Annotated in this window: 15 protein-coding genes; 9 read left to right on the top strand and 6 right to left on the bottom strand. The window is 71.6% G+C overall.

Features of this window, described 5'->3' with window-relative positions; all coding sequences use genetic code 11:
• Window positions 1–484: 484 nt before the first annotated feature.
• The gene (locus tag OV090_RS37200; RefSeq protein ID WP_267709472.1) at window positions 485–2194 is read left to right on the top strand and encodes an ankyrin repeat domain-containing protein; all 1710 of its coding nucleotides are present in this window, start codon (window positions 485–487) and stop codon (window positions 2192–2194) included.
• Between the two features lie 180 nt (window positions 2195–2374).
• Here OV090_RS37200 and OV090_RS37195 read toward each other — a convergent pair whose 3' ends face one another.
• From OV090_RS37195 to OV090_RS37185, 3 genes are all read right to left on the bottom strand, one after another.
• The gene (locus OV090_RS37195) at window positions 2375–2995 is read right to left on the bottom strand and encodes a hypothetical protein (protein ID WP_267709471.1); all 621 of its coding nucleotides are present in this window, start codon (window positions 2993–2995) and stop codon (window positions 2375–2377) included.
• A 35-nt stretch (window positions 2996–3030) separates the two neighbouring features.
• The gene (locus tag OV090_RS37190) at window positions 3031–4398 is read right to left on the bottom strand and encodes a cytochrome P450 (RefSeq protein WP_267709470.1); all 1368 of its coding nucleotides are present in this window, start codon (window positions 4396–4398) and stop codon (window positions 3031–3033) included.
• A gap of 481 nt (window positions 4399–4879) precedes the next feature.
• Complete coding sequence (locus OV090_RS37185; protein WP_267709469.1) at window positions 4880–6850, bottom strand: ATP-binding domain-containing protein; 1971 nt, start codon at window positions 6848–6850, stop codon at window positions 4880–4882.
• A 432-nt stretch (window positions 6851–7282) separates the two neighbouring features.
• Here OV090_RS37185 and OV090_RS37180 point away from each other — a divergent pair, with 432 nt between their 5' ends.
• The 3 genes from OV090_RS37180 (at window position 7283) to OV090_RS37170 (ending at window position 12151) form a co-directional block, all read left to right on the top strand.
• A complete protein-coding gene (locus OV090_RS37180; protein WP_267709468.1) occupies window positions 7283–8683 on the top strand; it encodes a 3' terminal RNA ribose 2'-O-methyltransferase Hen1 in 1401 nt (466 codons plus the stop codon).
• Entirely contained in the window at window positions 8680–11226 is a 2547-nt protein-coding gene (locus OV090_RS37175) for a polynucleotide kinase-phosphatase (protein ID WP_267709467.1), read from the top strand. Before OV090_RS37180 ends, OV090_RS37175 begins: the two co-directional genes overlap by 4 nt.
• A 109-nt stretch (window positions 11227–11335) precedes the next feature.
• Entirely contained in the window at window positions 11336–12151 is an 816-nt protein-coding gene (locus tag OV090_RS37170) for a hypothetical protein (RefSeq protein WP_267709466.1), read from the top strand.
• A gap of 45 nt (window positions 12152–12196) precedes the next feature.
• Here the strand turns inward: OV090_RS37170 and OV090_RS37165 are convergent, their stop codons facing one another.
• Complete coding sequence (locus OV090_RS37165; protein WP_267709465.1) at window positions 12197–12571, bottom strand: helix-turn-helix domain-containing protein; 375 nt, start codon at window positions 12569–12571, stop codon at window positions 12197–12199.
• A gap of 71 nt (window positions 12572–12642) precedes the next feature.
• Between OV090_RS37165 and OV090_RS37160 the strand changes: the two genes are divergently transcribed.
• The 3 genes from OV090_RS37160 to OV090_RS37150 all read left to right on the top strand — a co-directional run bounded on the left by OV090_RS37160 (window position 12643) and on the right by OV090_RS37150 (window position 15283).
• Window positions 12643–13422 (top strand): SDR family oxidoreductase, encoded by a 780-nt coding sequence (locus tag OV090_RS37160; protein WP_267709464.1) that lies wholly within the window; start codon window positions 12643–12645, stop codon window positions 13420–13422.
• 473 nt (window positions 13423–13895) lie between these two features.
• Window positions 13896–14534 (top strand): hypothetical protein, encoded by a 639-nt coding sequence (locus OV090_RS37155; RefSeq protein WP_267709463.1) that lies wholly within the window; start codon window positions 13896–13898, stop codon window positions 14532–14534.
• Window positions 14535–14548: 14 nt separating this feature from the next.
• Entirely contained in the window at window positions 14549–15283 is a 735-nt protein-coding gene (locus OV090_RS37150) for a hypothetical protein (RefSeq protein WP_267709462.1), read from the top strand.
• A 43-nt stretch (window positions 15284–15326) separates the two neighbouring features.
• Here the strand turns inward: OV090_RS37150 and OV090_RS37145 are convergent, their stop codons facing one another.
• Window positions 15327–15842 (bottom strand): NADAR family protein, encoded by a 516-nt coding sequence (locus OV090_RS37145; protein ID WP_267709461.1) that lies wholly within the window; start codon window positions 15840–15842, stop codon window positions 15327–15329.
• Between the two features lie 506 nt (window positions 15843–16348).
• Here OV090_RS37145 and OV090_RS37140 point away from each other — a divergent pair.
• Entirely contained in the window at window positions 16349–17035 is a 687-nt protein-coding gene (locus OV090_RS37140) for a hypothetical protein (RefSeq protein ID WP_267709460.1), read from the top strand.
• Between the two features lie 112 nt (window positions 17036–17147).
• On the opposite strand, the gene OV090_RS37135 is transcribed toward OV090_RS37140, so the two are convergent.
• A complete protein-coding gene (locus tag OV090_RS37135) occupies window positions 17148–17594 on the bottom strand; it encodes an NADAR family protein (RefSeq protein WP_267709459.1) in 447 nt (148 codons plus the stop codon).
• A gap of 602 nt (window positions 17595–18196) precedes the next feature.
• Between OV090_RS37135 and OV090_RS37130 the strand changes: the two genes are divergently transcribed.
• On the top strand, window positions 18197–18526 hold the full coding sequence (locus tag OV090_RS37130; protein ID WP_267709458.1) for a hypothetical protein: 330 nt from the start codon (window positions 18197–18199) through the stop codon (window positions 18524–18526).
• Window positions 18527–18761: the final 235 nt, after the last annotated feature.

Below are 18761 nucleotides of genomic sequence, written 5' to 3'. Positions count from 1 at the left end.
CTAAAATCCATCGAGTGCTCGCCCGGTTGCGGCGCGGCAGTCGCCGGCGCGCCGTCGTGACCGCGCGTCAGCGGTGACCGGCACGACGGGGCCGGCGATCTTGCCATGCGCTCGTTGTGTATAGATCCGGCCGAGCCGCGAATCACCAGAGTCCAAGGATGTGGGGTGGCGCCGCGCTCGAGTCGCGGACCCGCCGGCTTCGCCAGCCGCCCGCAGAGCCGGCACGCCGGCGCGCCGAGTCACTCGCGGTAGCTCTGGGGCGCTCGAAGTCATTGCCGACGCGCGCCGGCTCGCGGTCGCTCTGGACGATCTCCGCGGCGATCGTCAGGAGCCATGAGTGGGCCGTCGGAGAGGCCCGGTGAGAAGGCCGTCCGGGCCGCTGCGCGACGTCTCGGCCGGAGTGACGCTCGCTGCCTCGCAGGGAAGACGTGCTTGCCTGCGGCGGGCGGCCGTGCGAGCACGGAGGCCACACGGAGTCGACGCGATGGGCCGCGATGTCTCGACGAAAATCATCATCTTCAGCGCGGCCGACGGCCGGGTCCGCCTGACGACCAGGAGCGGAGTGACGTTCGACGCGCGGTTGCTCCGGTGGGAGCACAAGCCGAAGCACGTGGCGGTGATCGAGCCGACCGGGTTCGCAGTGAGCTTCGGCGAGTTCGTGCCCGAGGTGCTGCGCGTGGCGATGAATCAACTGGTCGACGCCGGGCGGGTCGATGCGCTCGCGGCGGCGCCGGACGGCGAGAAGCTGCGCAAGGCGATCGAGTGGCCGGTCGAGCTCGGGCCGAAGACGACGGCGGCGGCGGTGAAGCGCGCCGAGGCGGCGCTCGCGGCGGCCGACTCGAGCGATGGGGCGAGGGCCGGGGTGCAGCTGGCGATCGCGGCCGGGGCCACGAAGGGGCTGGCAGCGGCGGTCCAGCGCCTCGACGGCGAGGCCCGCTCGCGGCTCGTGCTCGAGGCGACCGAGGCGGGGTCCGGCGAGGTGCTCGCGGTATTGCTCGCGGGAGCAGAGGTCGACCGCGACTGGCTGCTCGCGCGCGCGGCTGCGAAGGGCAAGCTGCACAGCGTGGCGGCGCTGCTGGCCGCGGGGGCGAACGTCGACGCTGCGGCGGCGCTCGAGCCGGGCGCCCGGTACTCGTCGGGCGAGGTGCGCTCGGTGCTCTATCATGCGGTGGCGCAGGGGCACCGTAGCGTGGTCCGCCGGCTGCTCGCGGCCGGGGCCCGCGTGACGGACAGCGCAGCGCTGACGTGGGCGGCGATCGCTGCGCCGGACGACGTCGTCTTCGAGCTCCTGATCGCGGCGGGGCTCGACGTGAGCGCGCGCGACCGCCACGGCGACCCGCTAATTTTGGCGCTCGGCCGCAACCGGCAATACGCGATGCTCGCGTCGGCCATCGCGGCGGGGGCCGACGTGAACGCAGGCTACCCCGACGGGTCGACGTTGCTGCTGCACGCGATCGCCCTGGCGATGAACAGCGGCGCGTCGACGTTCTTCATCAAGGACCTGCTGCGCGCGGGGGCCGACGCGAACGCGGGGCGTCTGAACGGGCGCAATCCGCTGGCGCTCGCCCGCGTGGTGACTCATGACCCGGGTGCGGACCGCGGCGAGCGCTGGATCTCCCAATGGCTCGAGGAGGTCGGCGCGGTGGCGGTCGAGGACGTGGACGCCGTCGCCGTCGTCGTCGCGCCGGAGAAGGCGCCGGCGCTGCCGGTGTGGCAGGCGCGGATCGACGAGACGCTGGCGCGCGCGAGCCACTACGAGGTGGCGGGGATCTGCTTCACGCCGCAGCCGGGCGGGGTCCGGGCCGAGATGACGCAGGTGCCCGGCCCGGGGTGGGGCGGGCTCGGCAGCGATGCGATCGCGGTGGTCCGCGCGAAGCTCGAGCACCTGGTCGGCCCGCCGCACGAGCGCGGGGACGAGTACAAGTCGACATTCGAATATTGGTTCGTGGGCGCGGTCGACGGCGTGAGCCTGGCGCTGCACGTGTGCGACTGGAAGGCGCGCGAGGTCGCGGTGGCGCTCGCGGTGCATCCCGATGCGGGGCTCCGTGAACGCGTCGTGGCGGGGTTCCGCGAGCTGCTCACGATCTCGCCGCTGGCGCCGTTCCGCGACCGCTTCCGCTATGACGGCGAGGCCGGCCGGGTGTACCGCAGCGACGGGCGCACGGCCCTGGCCGAGCTGACGAAGTCGCGGTGAGCGAGGCGACGCGTCGTCGGCGAGCGCAGCGTCGTCGGGTCGAGGTCGCCGCGATCGATCCGATGAGACCTTCGGAGCGTGGCGCGTCGAGCGTGGCGAAGCGTCGTCGGCCCGACGCGGGATCGCTCCGCGCGGCCGACTCAGCAAAGGACAGGCCGTCGCAGCGCGAGCGCAGGCGGTTCACAGGCGCTTCGGACGGCCGGCCTCGCACACGCTCGCCGGGTCGGCGCGGGTGAAGTCGGCGGTCCAGTTGGTCTCCCAGGCGCCGCCGTCGTACGAGAAGGCCTGCTCCCAGCGGGCGTGGTCGGCGTCGAGCCGGGTCCAGCGGTAGCGGACTGCGACGGGGCGGCCGGCGTCCTCGTCGGGGCCGTAGAACTCGCCGCGGTCGCCCTGGAAGCCGCCGACCACCGGGGTGCCGAGCAGGCCGGTCTCGCTGCTGACCCAGTAGATCGACCATTGGCGTTTGGCGAGGTCGAAGGTCCGCAGGGTCAGGCCGGCCCAGCCCTTGGTCGGGAAGTACAGCTCGTCGACCGTGGCCATGCCGCCGAGGTACGGGGTCATGCACAGGGTGGCCGGGAACTCCTCCCATTCGTCGCTGCCGACCCCGCGGGCCTTCAGGCGCCGCTGCACCGTCGTCCAGCCGCCGGCGAAGTAGTCGAAGTCGTGGACGTCGCCGGTGCGCGCGGTGGTGTAGTCGGGCGGCGCGTTCGGTGGATTGGCGGGGGCGGCGGTGCCGGATTGCGCCGGCCTGGCGCAGGCCGCAGAGGCGACGAGGAGGAGCAGCGATGGGGCCGTGCGCATGCGGCGACGACGGTGTCACGGCCCCGCGCGCGCGGTCAAGCGCGGGGCGGCGAGACGCGCCGACGATAGCGCAGGGTGAGGCCGCCGATCGGGCGCGACAGGCCGCCGGTGAGCAGCGTGAACCACCGACGCGGCCGGGCGACGACCTCCCATTCGTAGTCGCGCAGCAGCGGCACGAGGATGGCGGCCAGCATCGCGTAGGCGAGCGGCCGGCCCGAGCACAGGTTGCGGCCGGTGCCGAAGGCGCCGAATTGCAGCGGCGTCGAGCCGACCGACGGGCTCTGGTAATGATCGGTGGACATCGCCTCGAAGCGCGCGGGCCGATAGTCGTGCGAGCCGTCGTAGCGCGCGGGGTCGAGGTTGACGAGGCCCATGCTGGCGCCGACGACGGTGCCCTTCGGCAGCTTGTAGCCGCCGAGGTCGAGGTCGCACATGGCCATGCGCCACAGGCCGCCGTTGCTGCGCAGGCGCATGCTCTCGTTGATCGCGCGGTGCAGGTGGACCAGAGTGCGCATGGCCGCGAGGTCCATCGGCGCGTCGGCGGGGAGCGCGGCGATCTCGGCCCGCACGCGGGCGAGGGCCTCGGGGTGCTCGACCAGGTCGGACAGCGTCGAGGCGACCGACATCGCGGTGTTGGTGTGGGCGCCGAAGATGGTGCCGAGGACGCGCAGGCCGAGCCAGCGGATGTCGTCCTTCTCGGCACCCTCGGAGGACATGTGATCGATGGCGAATTGCAGGAAGTCGTCGTGCTCGCCGCGGTCGGCCCGGCGCGCGCGCACCTCGGCCTCGATGAGGCCCATCATGCGGTCGAAGGCGGCGCGACGGCGGCGCGCGGAGGCGGTCTCGATCGGCAGCATCATGCCGAGGATGCTAAAGTCGCTCTCGAGCACGTGCATGGCCTCCGCCAATTCGTCGGCGTGCCGCTCGGCGCCGCCGTGGCCGAGGACGTAGTGGGCGACGACGTGGAGCACGACGTCGTTGGCCATGCGCAGGCCGTCGAGGGTGCCGTGATCGCCGGGCAGCCGCTGCGCGAGCACCTGCGGCACGAAGGCGACCGTGGGCGCGACGTGCTTGCCGATGTACTTGACCGAGAGGCCCTCGCGCATCGACTTGTCGATCTCGGTGAACAGCTCGGGCTCGAGGATCCGCCCGACCAGGTGCTTGTAGGCGGCGACGAGGCTGAGCTGATCGGTGGGCGTGCGAATGACCTGCTCGAACAGCTGGGGCGCGCCGACCGGGTCGACGAAGGTCAGGGTGGTGCCGAAGATCCGCGCGGAGAAGACCGGGCCGTGGCGGCGATGCCCGCGGCGCTGAAAGTCGATCGGATCGCGCATGATCCCGAGAGTGTTGCCGACGAGCGGCAGGCCGAAAGTGCGGGGCGGGAGGGCGTCGGGCTGCGGCACGCGAGCAAACGTAGCACCGCGCGCCGGGCCGCGTGCGGGGCGGACCCACCCCACGAGGGGCGCGGCGGGCCGCGTCGGCACGGGGACGGTGTCCCGCCGATACCGTGCGTTTCGTCAAGCCCTGAGGGTGAACTCGATCCACCGCGCTCGCCCGCCGAGGCGGGAGCGCGCGGGCTTCGATCGCGGCCGCGCGTCCCTGGCTGCGGTAGCGCGGGCGCGACGCGCCCGGGACAGGATGACAGGGTTCGCGGTGGTCGGGGCGACGCGTCCTCCCGAGAACGAGATGTCCCCGGAGCCAGGTGAGGCCGGTTGTCCTCGACCGCCGGGTGCGCATGGAATGAGATGTCCTCGGGGACAGGCGTCGCGAGGCCGGTTGTCCTCGGTCGCCGAGCAGGGAATGAGATGGCCTTGGGGACAGGCGTCGCGAGGTCGGTTGCCCTCGGTCGCCGCGTATGGAATGAGTTGTCCTCGAGGACAGGCCTCACGAGGCTCGGCGCTCGGACAATGCGATGTTCGTTTGAGACATGTCCTGTCGGACATGGTCAGAAAGCCATGTAGGTAGCAGCGGCGACCACGGGCCGGCGCTGGCCAGCCACAGGCGGTGGAGCGGGCGGGTGGTGGCGACGTAGAGGGCGCGGCGGGCGTCGGGGCGGTCGGGGTAGGTGGCGGCGTCGAGGTCGGGGACGACGACTACGTCGAACTCGAGGCCCTTGACGTCCTGGACGGTGGTGACCTCGACGCCGGGGGCGAAGCGGAACTCGCCGTCGTCGACGACCAGGCGGGCCGGGAGGGCGCGGGCGAGGGCGCCGTGGAGGGCCAGGGCGGTCTCGACGTGGCGGCAGACGACCGCGACGTGGACGTGCGGGTCGTCGCGCGTGAGGGTCAGGAGCGCGTCGATGAGGGCAGCGACCTGGTGGCAGGGGCTGTCGTGGCGGGTGACGAGGAGGTGGTCGCGGTGGGCGATGTCGCGGGGCCGCCGGGTCGGGTCGAGCACTGCGCGGGCGACGTCCTCGATGGCCGGCGGGCAGCGATAGCTGACGGTGAGCGCGGCGGTGGTGGCGTCGTCGCGGCCGAGCTCGGCGAGGACCGCGGGCCAGCCGGCGAAGGCGGTCGAGGCGTCGACCTGCTGCCGCTCGTCGCCGGCGACGGTGACGGTGCCGTCGGGGGCGACCGCGCGGGCCAGCAGCTCGAGCTCGATCGGCGCCAGCTCCTGCGCCTCGTCGAGCAGGATGTGTTGATAATGCGAGAGGGCGCCGTGCGGGGTGCGGTCGCCGCCGGTGAATCGATGGTGCAGGGCGAACAGGACCGCGAAGTCCTCGACGTCGATGCTGTCGGCGTCGGCGAGCGGGGTGCCGGCGTCGATCGGGCGGCCGTCGAGGGTCTGCAGGCGCTCGGCGTCGACGTGGCTCATGGCCCGCTCGGTGGTGGCGCTGAACTGGATCTTGGTGTGGGCGAGGACGTCGCGCAGGACGGTCGGGCCGAGCTCGTCGGGGGCGCTCGCGGCGGCCTCGGCCAGCAATTCGCGGTCGCCGTAGAGGTGCAGCAGGAGGTCGCGCAGGCCGGTGGCGTGCTCGCGGTAGCCGGCCTCGACCTCGCGCATGGCGGCGGTGCCGGCGACGATCCGCGGCAGGATGTCGCGCAATGCGGGGTGGCGCTTGAATGTGCGCACCCCGGGGCCGGCGTGCTCGCTGAGGCGGCGCGGCAATTGAGGGAACAGGCGTCGGGCCTGGGCGGTGACCCACCGCTCGAAGGTGTCGACTTGCACGCGCGGGACGCCCAGCTCGGCGAGCATGCGGACGGCCAGGCGCTGCAGGCCGGGGGTCGGTACGAGCATGAGGGCGCGGAACGGCCGGCGCGCCTCGTGGGCGGCGCGGGAGAGGAAGGCGAGGCGGTGCAGGGCGACCGTGGTCTTGCCGAAGCCGGCCTCACCGAGCACGAGCAGCGAGCGCCGGGCTGCGAGCTCGACTGCGGCGCGCTGATTGGGGTCGAGCTCGACACGCGCGGGCGACAGCGGGCGGGTGCGGCTCGCAGGCGGGCGCGGGGCGACGCGCGGGCCGGGGCGGTCGTCGGCGAGCCAGTGGTCGCCGGTGTCGCGGCGGAGGCGACGATCGGCGAGGTCGATGCCGACGAGCTCGCCGGCGCGGAGGTGGACGAGGTGGCGGCGCACGACGACGCCGCGGAGCAGGCGATCGTCGCGCTCGAGCTCGTAGTCGTCGCCGACGTCGCAGGTGAAGAAGACCTCGGCGAGCGGGGCGGTGCGCCAGTCGACCAGCGCGAGCTCGTCGCCGACCCACGACCGATCTGCGAGGAGGACGTCGCGCTCGCCCGCGGAGGTGCGCACGCGCAGGCGGCCGAAGTAGCGGGCGTCCGGCAGCGCGGCGGCGAGGTCGTGAAGGACGCGGCGCTCCTCGGCGAGGAGGTCGGACTCCGGCGGCGCGAGCGGCCTGTTCATGGGCGAAACATGACACCGCGGCCGGTCCGCGCGAGCGAGGGCAGGGGCAGGACAGGTGCGGATCCTCCGCGGCGCCGCGGCGGGCAGGACGATGCGCGGGCTGGTCGGCGGGAGGGAATGTGATATCGTTCGAATGTGGGGTGAGCGAGGCGGCGTATTCGGCGGATTCGCGGCGCGTTGGCGCGGGTGAGCGAGCAGGGGGCCGGAGATCGCGGCGGCGGCGGGTTGCTGGGCGAGGCGGATTGCTCGGAGATCGCGTCGGCGGGGGCGAATGGTGATCCGAGCGGTCGCTCGTGCGGGGAGGGTCGAGCGGCCGGCTCAGGCTCGAGGTTTTCGTCGAATGTGGGCGACTCGCGGTTCGCGGGACAGGCAGAGGCTGCGGGCGAGGGCGCGCGTCACCGCCCTGCGGCGCGGCTCTGGTACCCTGGCCGGGTGCTGCTGACGATCCGCAACACCCAGGCGCCGGCGGACGAGCTCGGGTGGCTGCTGCACAAGCACCCCGAGAAGGTGCAGAGCTTCGAGGTCAGCTTCGGCCAGGTCCACGTGTTCTACCCGGAGGTGAGCGAGGCGGCCTGCACCGCGGCGATGTTGCTCGACATCGATCCGGTGCGGCTGGTGCGAGGCGGGTCGGAGCAGGCCGAGGGGCTGCTGGCGCAGTACGTCAACGATCGGCCGTACGCGGCGTCGTCGTTCATGAGCGTGGCGATCGCCCAGGTGCTGCGCAGCGCGCTGACCGGGCAGGCGAAGGCGCGGCCGGAGCTGGTCGACAAGCCGCTGGCGCTGACTGCCGCGCTGCCGGTGCTGGCGTGCCGCGGCGGCGAGGGGCTCTTGCGGGCGCTGTTCGAGCCGCTCGGCTACGAGGTGCGGGCCGAGCCGCTGCCGAGCGCGGACGAGGACGCGGCGTGGGGGCGGACGCCGTATTTCGCGGTCGAGCTGCGTCGCACCGCGCCGCTGCGCGAGCTGTTGACGCACCTGTACGTGCTGATCCCGGTGCTCGACGACGACAAGCACTATTACATCGGCGACGACGAGGTCGACAAGCTGCTGCGCTTCGGCGAGGGCTGGCTCGCGGGCCACCCCGAGCGCGAGGCTATCGCCCGCCGCTACCTCAAGCACCGCGCCAGCCTGACCCGCCGCGCGCTCGAGCGGCTGGCCGAGGGCGAGGCCGACGCGGCGGCCGAGGAGGCGGCGCTGGCCAGCCGCGACCGTGCGGAGGAGGCGCTCGAGCGGCCGCTGTCGCTCGACGAGGAGCGCATGCGGGCGGTCACCGAGGTGCTAGTCGACAGCGGGGCGGCGCAGGTGCTCGACCTCGGGTGCGGCAGCGGCAAGCTGCTGGCCCGGCTGCTCAAGCTGCGCCAGTTCACGCGGCTGGTCGGGGTCGACGTGGCGCACACGGTGCTCGAGCGGGCGGCGCAGCGGCTGCACCTCGAGGACATGTCCGAAAGGACACGCGATCGGGTGACGCTGCTGCACGGCTCGCTGGTGTACCGCGACGCGCGGCTCGACGGTTTCGACGCGGCGGCGGCGGTCGAGGTGATCGAGCACGTCGAGCCGTCGCGCCTGGCGAGCTTCGAGCGGGCGCTGTTCGCCGGGGCGCGGCCGCGGGTGGTGGTGATCACGACGCCGAACGCGGAGTACAACGCGAAGTTCGCCGAGCTGGCGGCAGGGCAGCTCCGCCACGCGGACCACCGGTTCGAATGGACGCGGGCCGAGTTCGCGACGTGGGCCAGCGCGGTCGGCGAGCGCCACGGCTACGCGGTCGAGCTGCGGCCGGTCGGTCCGGTCGATCCGGAGCTGGGGGCGCCGACGCAGATGGGAGTGTTCCGGCGATGACTGCGCTCGTGATCCCCGAGCTCGCGGTGGTGGCGATGATCGGCGCCAGCGGCTCGGGCAAGACCACGTTCGCGCGCAAGCACTTCAAGCCGACCGAGGTGCTGTCGTCCGACTTCTGCCGCGGGCTGGTGTCCGACGACGAGAACGATCAGCAGGCGACCGGCGACGCGTTCGACCTGCTGTTCACGATCGCCCGCAAGCGGCTCGACCGCCGGCTGCTGACGGTGATCGACGCGACGAACGTGAAGACCGAGGCGCGCAAGTCGGTGCTGGCGCTGGCCCGCGAGAAGCACGCGATGCCGGTGGCGATCGTGCTCGACGTGCCGACGAAGGTGTGCCTCGAGCGGTCGCAGCAGCGCAGCGACCGCTCGCTCGGGGCGCCATTGATTCGCCAGCAGTGCAGCCTGCTGCGCCAGTCGTTGCGCGAGCTGAAGCGCGAGGGCTTCCGCTACGTGTACGTGCTGCGCGGCGAGGAGATCGAGGCGGCGACGATCGAGCGGGCGCGGCTGTGGAGCGACCGCCGCGAGGACCGCGGGCCGTTCGACATCATCGGCGACATCCACGGCTGCTTCGACGAGCTGGTGGCGCTGCTCGGTCGGCTGGGCTACGCGATCGAGGGCGAGGGCGAGGCGCTGCGGGTGACGCATCCGCAGGGCCGGCGGCCGATCTTCCTCGGCGACCTGGTCGACCGCGGGCCGAAGATCGTGGAGGTGCTGCGGCTGGTGATGGACATGGTCGCGGCGGGGGCGGCGTTGTGCGTGCCTGGGAACCACGAGATGAAGCTGCACAGATACCTGCGCGGCTCGGACGTGAAGCCGAACCACGGGTTCGCGGAGACGGCGGCGCAGCTGGCCGCGGCGCCGCCGGAGTTCGGCCGCAGGGTCGAGCGCTTCATCGATTCGCTGGTCAGCCATTACACGCTCGACGGCGAGCGCCTGGTGGTGGCCCACGCCGGGCTGAAGGAGTCGCTGCAGGGGCGGGCGTCGGGGGCGGTGCGGCAGTTCGCGCTGTTCGGCGAGACCACCGGGGAGACCGACGAATTCGGGCTGCCGGTCCGCCACGACTGGGCCCGCGAGTACCGCGGGCGGGCGATCGTGGTCTACGGCCACACGCCGGTGCCGGTCGCCGAGTGGCTCAATCGCACGATCTGCGTCGACACCGGCTGCGTCTACGGCGGGGCGTTGACGGCGCTGCGGTACCCCGAATTGGAAGTGGTGGCAGAGCCGGCGCGGAGGGTCTACTGCGAATCGGTGAAGCCGCTGCAGCCGCCGCCGGAGCGCTCGGCCCAGCAAGAGCACGACGCGTTGCTCGACCTGGCCGACCTGCTCGGCAAGCGCAACCTGTCGACGCGGCTGCGGCCGAGCCTGACGATCTCCGCGGAGCACAGCGCGGCGGCGCTCGAGGTGATGAGCCGGTTCGCGGTCGATCCGCGGTGGCTGATCTATCTGCCGCCGACGATGTCGCCGAGCGAGACGTCGCAGCGCGAGGGCCTGCTCGAGCACCCGGCCGAGGCGCTGGCGTACTACCGCGAGGCGGGCGTCGGCGCGGTGGTGTGCGAGCAGAAGCACATGGGCTCGCGGGCGGTGATGATCGTGGGCCGCTCGCCAGGGGCGCTGGCGCGGCGCTTCGGGGCGCAGACGGCCGCGCACGGGGTGATCTACAGCCGCACGGGGCGGCCGTTCTTCGCGGACGCGGCGCTCGAGGCGGCGCTGCTGGAGCGCGTGGCGAGCAGCGCGACGCAGATCGATCTGTGGGGCGAGCTCGACACGGACTGGCTGTGCCTCGACTGCGAGATCTTGCCGTGGTCGGCCAAGGCGCAGGCGCTGCTGCGCGAGCAGTACGCGCCGACCGGGGCGGCCGGCGAGGCGGGATTGCAGGCGAGCGTGGCGGCGCTGCGAGCGGCGGCGGAGCGCGGGACCGAGGTGGCGGGGCTGCTGGCGGCGCACGAGCGCCGGCTCGAAGATGTCCGCAAGTACAGGCAGGCGTATCGCCGCTATTGCTGGCCGGTGCAGGGCCCGGGCGACTACAAGATCGCGCCGTTCCACCTGCTGGCGAGCGAGGGCCGGGTCCACGTCGACCGCGATCACGTGTGGCACATGGAGACGCTGGCCCGGCTGTGCGCGCCGGCGCCGGAGATGCTGCTGGCGACGCCGTATCGGGTGGTGGATACGGAGGACGAGGAGGGCTGCGCGGCGGTGATCGCCTGGTGGGAAGAGCTCACCGCGGCGGGCGGCGAGGGGATGGTGGTCAAGCCGTTCGACTTCGTGGCGAAGGGGCCGAAGGGGCTGATGCAGCCGGCGATCAAGTGCCGTGGGCCGGAGTACCTGCGCATCATCTACGGGCCCGAGTACACGGCGCCGGAGCACCTCGGGCGCCTGCGCGCCCGCGGGCTCGGGAGCAAGCGCTCGCTGGCGATCCGCGAGTTCGCGCTGGGGCTCGAGGCGCTCGAGCGGTTCGTCCGCCGCGAGCCGCTGCGCCGCGTGCACGAGTGCGTGTTCGCGGTGCTGGCGCTCGAGAGCGAGCCGGTCGATCCGCGATTGTGATGCGTCGCAATCACGGGAGCCGCGGACTGCGGTGATTCGCGCCGGCGTCGGTGTATGGCTCGTTGACGGCGCGTGACGATCGCTGGCAGCGTGCAGCATGCCGTCGGGGATGGAGCGCGAATTCGAACTGGTGCGCGGGGAGGCGAGCGTAGCGGCGTGGGACGAGCTCACCGCGGCGCTGGAGGCCCGGCGGGCGGCCGGCGAGGACCTGGCGGCGTGGGCCGAGGCGCTGGCCCCCGCGCTGGCGCGCTGGCCCGACTCGGTGCGGCGGCTGCTGCCGTTGCAGTGGACGTATCGCCTGGCGGCGCGCGGCAGCTTGCCGGAGGCGGCGCTGGCGAACGCGCTGCTGCTGAGCGACCGCTGGGCGATGACGCATTTCGAGGAGTTCCGGCCGCTGACGCAGCGCGACGACGACGCGCACGACATCCTCGGCGACGAATACGACGACCTGGTCGCCGACGCGCGCACCGAGCAGGAGCGGGTGTTCCAGGCGCGGGAGCTCGGCGCGCTCCGCAGCCTCGACATGGAGTTCTTCTCCGACGACAACCCCTATTCGCCGGGCCCGATGGTCTGGCTCGAGAGCCCGGAGCTGCTGTTGGCTGCGCCGTTCCTCGCGGGGTTGCACGCGCTGAACCTGTCGCACGCGCTGGCGAGCTGGGACGATCCCGCGGCGGCGCTGATCGAGCTGCTGCGCCGTGCGCCGGCGCTGCGATGGATCGATCTGTCGCACAACGACCTCGGGGAGGCGGCGCTGATCGCCCTGGCGGCCTGTCCGGAGGCGCGGCAGCTGCAGCGGATCGTGCTCACCGGCAACGGCTCGGGTGAGGCGTCGCGCCTGGCGTTCACCGCGGCGGGGCTGCGCGGCGCGGTCGAGGACCTCGACGACGATTACGACGTGAGCGAGGATGGCGACGACGAGGCGTGATCGAGGCGCCGAGGAGCGGGGACCGCGACGGCTCTCGAGCGCCGGTCACGACGAGGGCCGGCGACGTCGAGCGGCGGACGCGGGCTCGTCGAGCCCGGTGAGCTCGGCAGCGTGAAGGCGGCCCCATTCGCACAGCGAGCCGACGATCGGGCGCAAGGTGAGGCCGAGGTCGGTCGCGCTGTAGACGACGCGCGGCGGCACCTCTGCGAACACCTCGCGGTGGACGATGCCGTGCTCCTCCAGCTCGCGCAGCGCCTGCACGAGGACCTTCTGGCTGACTCCGGGGATCAGGCGACGCAGCTCGGAGAGCCGCCTGGGGCCGTCGAACAAAAAATACAGGACGAACACCTTCCAGCGCCCGCCGAGCACCTTGATCGCGCGCTCGGCCGGTACGAGAGGCAGCTCCTTGAAGACGGGCATGGTTACCTTTTGGTCACTATAGGACGAAAGCGTCTCTAGCCGCCACGTAGGCCGTACGGCATCACCAGGGCATGAAAGCTCAGCCCGTCCCTCACGCCGTCCCCCCGATCGCGCTCGTCACCGGCGGCAGCCGCGGTATCGGTCGCGCCACGGCCCTCCTGCTCGCCGAGCGCGGCGTCGATGTCATCCTCACGTACCTGTCCGCTGAGCGCGAGGCGCACGAGGTCGTCGGCGCAGTCGAGGCCAGGGGTCGCCGCGCAGTCGCGCTCCAGCTCGACGTCGGCAGGTCCGGCACGTTCGAGGCGTTCGCGGCGGCGGTGCGCGGCGAGCTGCGGCGAGCGTGGGACCGCGAAGCGTTCGACTTCTTGGTCCACAACGCCGGGATCGGCGGCTACACGCCGATCGCGCAGACGAGCGAGGCGGTGTTCGACGAGCTCGTCGCGGTCCATTTCAAGGGGCCGTTCTTCCTGACGCAGAAGCTGCTCCCGCTGCTCGCCGACGGGGGGCGCATCGTCAACATGTCGACCGGGCTGGCCCGCTTCGTGTCCCCGGGTTTCTCCGTGTACGGCGCGGTGAAGGGCGCGATCGAGGTGATCACGCGCGCGCTCGCGGTCGAGCTCGGGCCGCGGCGGATCGCGGTGAACGTCGTCGCGCCGGGCGGCATCGCCACGGACTTCGGCGGCGGGGTGATGCGGGACCCCGAGCTGCAGAAGGTGGTCGCCGCCGAGACGCCGCTCGGGCGCCTCGGCGAGCCGGAGGACGTCGCGGGCGCGGTGGCGATGCTGCTCGCGCCCGAGAGCCGCTGGATCACCGGGCAACGCATCGAGGTCACCGGCGGCTATCGGCTGTGAGCGCAGCGCGGCGGCTGCGGGGTCTCGACGTGCGGTTGTCGTGTGACAGTCGATAACCGCTCTATCAAAAGCTCATCAAGAGCCAAGCTCTTTTCTGAGCACGAGCGGACCCGGCCCTTTCCTCAGTGCGCTGACGGCCGCCCGACTCTCGCGTCACGTGGTCGACTCTGTAGGCTCGGTCGGCGCAGGCGTCTTGGGTTGCGCTCCGAGCCCGTTCGAGCGCGCGCGCATCGCCTGGACGGCAGCCCGGAGCAGCAACCCCCAGCGAGCGGAGTTGCCGCGGCGCGTCTCGAAGAGTCCTGAGCGCGACGGTGGGCGCACCGGCCGGGGTCGGCGCGCGGCTGGCTCCGAGTAGGAAAAGGGAGGGCCGCCGTAAATACCGGAAGAGCCTGTAGAGCGCGGCGCTCGGCGCTCGCGGCCGGGAATCTGTTGCCGTCCGCTTGTGATCGGCCCAGCCTTTGCCATGGCGGGCTATGCTCACTGAGCTCGTCATCACCGTTTCGCTCCTCGCGGCGCCCGCGGCCAGTCCCCCGCCGCGCGAGCTGGCTGAGGTTTCGGACAGGGCGCCCACAGGGGACGCTGCCGCCGAGGCTGACGTGGAGACGGTGTTGAGTAGGCTCGAATTGCCGATCGATGTTCATCAGGTCGACGCCTTCGTGGAGACCGCGGACGAACTCCACATGCAGGTCGACTATCACCTCGCGCTCGGTCACGTGACCATCGCCACGCGCATGGACCAGGATGGTACCGGCGTGGCGCGGCTGACTCTCGACCAGCGCGTGCTCGCCGAGCAGCAATTCGTGGAGGGCGAAGTCTCCACGGTGACCACGGCGTTCGGTGCTCTCTCCGGTGAGGAAGCGTATCTCCTGGCCGCGAGCGTCTATCAAGTCTGGGGCCACGATGTGGTCATCACGGTCCTGGCGCAGTCGCGAGGGCTCCTTTGCAGTATCGCGGCCGGAATCAGCGGCCTCGCAATCGCCGCCGGCGTGTTCGCTGGCTGTGAATTGGGGACGGTGGGTCTTGGCACCGCCGCCTGTCTCGGTCTGGGCGGTGGGCTGGGGAAGGAAACCGGGGCCATCGTGCATAACAAATGCACGAGTGCGCAGAACTAGCCCAAGACGGGACCATGCCTGTGCTCAAGGTTCATACGCCGCTTCCTCCCCAGCCGTGGGGCTGGTTGCCGACTGACCAATTCTGGGCGCGGGCATTGCTGACGCCCATCGCGCTCATCTTCTGGCTGCCTTTCTTCGGCATTATCTTTCCGCTCACGCTGCATTTCAAGGTGGTTTGGTGGCAGACCGCGCTGGGCTTCTACCTATACCATCAACTCTGGGGGGGGCTCGTGGAGCGGCTCACCCGCAAGCGGCTCGCCCAGCGGCATCGGCGCATGCTGGTTGCTGATGCGGATATAGAGTCCTCCTCGCCAGAGGAAGTACCTGCGCCCGTCTCTCGTTTGAGCGGCCTCGATGACTACGAGGAATTCATGACCCGGTGGTTCGGAAGGTACGACCGCCTGGTACATCACGTCGTCAATCTCGCGTTCCTCTTCTTCATCTTCTACCCAGGCTGGTGGACGAAGGCCCTGGGCGTCCTGGGGATCATCGGCCTTACCAAGCTCGTCCGCGCATCCGCTCGGCGCCAGACTGCGGCGCGAGCACTTGACGCTCCCCAAGGTGGCGCTGATGCGCGACGGCATCGCCTCGGGCGGCGACCAGTCGCCTGCCGCGCCGGAGCTCGGCCTGCACAGAAGACCCGGCGTGGCCACCCGCTAGCGAGTAGCCGCCCGAGCGGACCTCCCTACCTGACAATGTCGTGTGAGACACGGCCCCCGCGAAATTCAGAGAGCAGGGCGAGTCCGTGAATCAAGAGCATGAGCAACCCCCGCGGGCCGCTCGGTGTCGCGGTCACGCGGTCGAGAGCTCGGCGCGCACGCGCATCAGCGCCTCGCCGAGCAGGTTCTTGCCGCGCCACTGGCCGGGGTCGTGGATCCGCGGGTCGTCGGCGCGCAGGCCGACGCCCCACAAGCGGTCCAGCGGGCTGGCCTCGACGAGCAGCTTGTCGCCGGTGGCCAGCAGGGCGGCGCGCAGGTCCGGGTTTTGCGTGAACTTCGCCCGGTTGCCGCGCACCACGATCTCGAGGCACTCGCGGTCCCACACCGCCTGCACGAAGCCGGCGACCTCGCGCCCGAGGGCCTTGTGCTGCCTGGGCGAGTCGGTGGCGAGGATCTTGGCGCGCGTGGCCTCGTCGCCGAACAGCCGCGCCTTCTCGGCCATCATGAATTGCTCGGCGCAGCCGTAGGTCACGCCGTCGACCTCGAACCGCGACGGGGTCCACTGGCCGAACGCGGCCGGCGGCTGCCAGAACAGCACCATCGTCTCGGTCTCGATCACCTGCGAGCCGTCGAATTCGTCGTGTCGCATGCGCGGCGACCATAGCAGCGACGTTCGCGCGAGGTCGAGGGCGCAGCCCCGATGACGGTGCGCCCTTTGACCGGAGGGCCGCGTCTGGCGCGGTACTCGTGCCCGGATGAAAGAACTCGACGGGGAGCGGGTGTCCGTCGTCGTGAGCGAGCGCGCGAGCGGACGTGACGCGAGCTCACGACGCGCAGCGCGATTCGTGCCACTTCGTGGGAGGACCGGAGAGTTCGCTCGGCGCCAGGGACCGGGCTTACGCAATTTCCCGGGATGATGCCGCGATCTGCGGGAGGAAGCTCATCTCGCTCGCCGCCGCTCGTGATGCGCGGCGAAGGGCGCTGCGTGGCGTCCACGGGCGTTGCGTCTTCGTTTTCGCTTGCGCGAAGGACGCCGCAATTTTTCTCGCGGGTCCGGCTACTCCGCCCGGCATGAACACGCCTTCTCTTTCTTTCGCTCGCGCTTCCCTGCTCGCCGGAGTGTTCGCACTCACTGCGTGCCCCGCGGGAGAGCCGGTGACGACCGACACGGACGCCACTGCAGGCACCGACGCCACGGCGGGCAGCGACGCCACGACCGACACGACGAGCGCCGAGCCGACGTCGCCCACGGAGACGACTGCGCCGACCTCGACGGACGGCGTGACGGAGGGAGCGACCGAGGCCATGACCGACGGCGACACCGACGCGACCACCGAGGATCCTGACACCACCACCGGCGACGTGGTCCCGCCCGAGCTCGACGCGGCCTGCGAGTCGCTGTGCGAGAAGTTCATCGCCTGTGATTGGGAGCCCCAGTACCGCGACGTCGCCTCCTGCAAGCTCGACTGCGCCGACAACACCCCCGGCGGCATGTGCATCGCGCCCTCGGTCGCGCTCTACCAGTGCGTCGGCGGGCTGACGTGCGAGGAGCTGGTGGCCGAGGAGTGGCCCAGCTGCGCCGCGGAGGAGGACGCGCTCCCGGAGGCGTGCGGGGAGCCGGACTGCCAGAACCTCAGCTCGAGCGCGGGCCCGGACTCGTGCTCGTACGGCTACGTGTGCCCGAACGCGCCGGCGGAGGAGATCGCGTGCGAGGGCGACACCTGCACCTGCCTCGTCGACGGCGAGGCGATGGGCACGTGCGGCGCCTCCGAAGGGTTCTGCGACCTCGAGCCGTACGAGAAGGCGGACATCGCGTTCGAGTGCTGCGGCTTCGAGTTCTGAAGCCCGATTCGATCGAGGCGGGCGATTCGCGTGACTGCGTTGCGAGTCGCCCGCTGCAGGTCATACGGTAAGAGGCTCGACCCTCACGCTCGCGGCGCGGGCGCGGGGCGGGCTATCGACTCTCTCGCAGCTCGGCGCGGAGCTGCATGAGCAATTGACCGAGGCGATTCTTGCCGCTGCCGTCGCCGCCGTCGCCCCAGTAGGCGTCGTTGGCCGTGTGCTCGACGAGGCGCGCGTCGCCGGTGCCGAGCAGGAGCTCGCGCAGGTCGGAGTGCTGGGTGAACTTGGCGCGCAGGGCGTCGAGCATGACCCGCTCCTTGACCGACTCCCAGTCGCGCCGCAGCGGTCGCTTGCGGTCGCGGCCCATCTCGGCCGCGAGCTTGGGCTTCTTGGCGCGACGGATCTCCTCCTCGTGCGACGTGCCCGCGAACTTCTGCGCCTGGAAGTAGTGCTCGCTGGTCGGCCACCTCTTGCCGCCGAGCTTGATCGGGAACGGGGCGAAGTTGGACAGCTCGCCGTACGGATCTGCGGGCAGGTAGAACTCGATCACGTCGGGCATGGCGGTGGCCGGAGGATCGCCGAGACCGGGGCGCGGCGCCAGCCTTCGAGCTCGCCCGCGGGCCTCCGAACGGCCCGTTTCCAGCTGCGAGCTCGGGGGCGCGGAGACGGCCGTGCCGGTGCCGGCGGAAGCCTCGACTCGCGGGCCGGAGCCTGCGGGCTCGGCCCTGATGCTCCGCAGCAAGATCGAGCCTCCGCCGCGCCCTGGCGAAGTGCGAGCCGCACCCCACGCCCGGATCGAGATCACGATCCATCCCGGCGAGAGCGTCCAGCTCGATGATGATCGTCCAACGGGTGAGCTCGGCCGTCGTGTCGAAGGCGTGCTCACGGCCCGCTCCGCAGCGGGCGATCGCCTCCTCGGCGACCGTTCGGGCCTGTCGTGCTTCGGTGCTCTCCTATCAATCCGCTCTGCGCTCGCGGCAAAGTCCGCGCGTGCGGCGTCCGTCCCGCCGTGCGGTCCTGGCTGCGGCCGCACGGCCGAGACGCCGCTCTGGTAGGCGCGCAGTCGGCCTTTGAAATCGTGCGTCCGCTCGGCTACCGTGACGGGGCGGCGATCGCTACGCTCATTTCGAGCCGCGAATTCGTGCGCATTGGATTTGTGCCATGGGGAAGAAAGACAATTGCTGCGTCGACCCGGATGACTCGCGCGTCATCGCCTTCGAGGGCCCGTGGCCGGCGGCGCAGACGCCGATGTATACCGTGCCCGTCGGCAAGCTGTTCGTACTGACGGCGTGGACCGTGTACGCCTGGAGCGTCGGCGACATCAGCCTGTACCGCAACGGTTCGCTCGTGGCCTTCATGCGGACCGTAGGCGGTGGGTCCGGGCATCAAGTGTACCCCGACGGCATCGTCTTCACCGCGGGACAGACGATCGACGGCAACATGGTCAACGGTGGCATGCACCTGTTCTACGGCCGCGAAGTCGACGCGTGACGCGGCTCGCGCGGCCGGTCCTCGCGCACCCCAGCTCCGCCGCGCGTCAGCCCCACGCGACCGCGCCGTTCATCGACCATGACAGACTTTGGCCGGGCGCGCGTCCGTGAGCTGTCCGAAGGGACATGCCTCGGGACGGGTGATGCCGGTCCCCGTCACGCGGAGGGGAGGACAGCCTGTCCCGAGGGTCATGTGCCGGGGCCCGCTTGGCGCGCGGCGCGAGTTGGCGTACCCT

The sequence above is a fragment of the Nannocystis sp. RBIL2 genome (assembly GCF_026626745.1).
Lineage (GTDB): Bacteria > Myxococcota_A > Polyangia > Nannocystales > Nannocystaceae > Nannocystis.
This window is presented reverse-complemented; position numbering and strand designations above follow the sequence as displayed.